Consider the following 1,694-nt stretch of genomic DNA (forward strand, 5'->3'; position numbering starts at 1 on the left):
CGAGCGGGTTTCACCCGCGATCAAGCTCACAGCCTAGTCCATCTTTCTAGGCTGTAATCACCCTGTACGAGCGGGTTGCACCCGCGATCAAGCTAACAGCCTAGGTAGTATTTCAAGGATACAAATAATCAGTTTCGGTACTCAGAAACTGCTTTGCTGCACCCTTCCACGTCATTCAATTCGCTTGCGCAGTGTCTCGTACCTCGACGCGTCAGCGCGAATTAAACGCATGGAATGTTGCTCTAGCACGTCTTGTGCGAGGCGGCTATGCCGGCGACCAAAGCGATAGCTTTGTGCTCTTGTGGGGTCTGGCGGTGCGAAAACAGCCAGTTAAATTATGTTATCAAGAGGACTGTTAGTCCCAGCAAAATGCTGTCCAATAACATGTGTGTAGATCTGTGTTGTTGAAACGTCGCTGTGCCCCAATAGTTCTTGGACTGTTCGAATATCTCTGCCAGCCATAAGGAGGTGGGTTGCAAAGGAATGTCTGAACGTATGACAATTCACGCGTTTGGTTCGAATGTTAGATAGCTGCACTGCTTTTTTAAGTATTTTCCGGGGCACTGAGTCATGCAGATGATGGCGACAAAGTTCACCTGTTAAAGGATGAGGGCTTAAAGTGGTCGAAGGGAATAAATACATCCAACTCAGTTGCCGAAAGGCATTAGGATATTTTTTGCTTAGAGCGAAGGGGAGTGACGGACCGTAGCCTTTATCATTATCTTGCTGTTGAATTAATTTAATTGTTTCAATTTGCCTGGAAACAAGGCCTTCCAGTTTTTGACTAAGAATAGTTGTCCGGTCTTTATTACCCTTACTGCACCGAACAACGAGACTTCCTTGCTCTAAGCTCAAATCCTGTATTCTAATTCTCAAACACTCACTGATCCTAAGCCCGCTGCCGTAAAGCAATGCAAAAATAAGTTTGTCTCGTTCGCTTTCAATTTGATTAATAATTGACTTAATTTCAGGCGCAGACAGTACAGATGGCAAACGTCGACCTTGCTTGGCATGTTGAAAACCAAGATCTCCAAGTAGCTGCTCAAGCACTTTGTTATACAAAAATGCGAGCGCATTCAAGGCTGATTTCTGCGTATTGATTGCAACATGCTGCTCTGTTGTCAGAAAAGAAAGAAATGCTCTTACCTCGTTGGCTCCCATTTGATTAGGGTGCTTAAGCTGATGGAATCTAATTAAATAACGAATCCAGTATAAGTAGGATTTTTCCGTTTTCATACTATAGCCACGTATACGCAACTCGCTGCGAAGGTGATTCATAAATGGACTGGAAGACATCACACACTCCTTGTGGATATATTTTAGCTGTATAAATATACAGTTTATTTTTACCTTCGCAAGTTGTGTGCCTGTTTTCATGATCTGAGTATGGTTCAGTTTCTTGATTTGTCATGGAAGCGTCAGTGAAAGTGTATTAAGATCAATAACTAACCAATGACACAGCCAGAATAACGTGCTGTGGACAATTAATATAACACGCATGCTCGATTTTGTGTTTTGAGTTGCTATGGGGTAAGCCAGAAAAATGCTGATAGAACAAATCGTTAGAAGGTTTTGTTTTAGGGCTTCGGCAATGTGTAAACGCGCATGCGCACTATTAAAATGTTGAACTAAGCCGCTTCGCGGGTCTTTTCTCAGTTTTCCCAATTCCCCCATTTAGAACCAAACTTAATCTT

1 protein-coding gene is annotated in these 1,694 nt (G+C 43.0%); it reads right to left on the reverse strand.

Features of this window, described 5'->3' with window-relative positions; all coding sequences use genetic code 11:
- Window positions 1-330: 330 nt before the first annotated feature.
- A complete protein-coding gene (locus AYW76_RS18480) occupies window positions 331-1,296 on the reverse strand; it encodes an integron integrase (RefSeq protein ID WP_067224015.1) in 966 nt (321 codons plus the stop codon).
- Window positions 1,297-1,694 lie beyond the last annotated feature (398 nt).

The sequence above is a fragment of the Marinomonas gallaica genome (assembly GCF_001639745.1).
GTDB lineage: Bacteria > Pseudomonadota > Gammaproteobacteria > Pseudomonadales > Marinomonadaceae > Marinomonas > Marinomonas gallaica.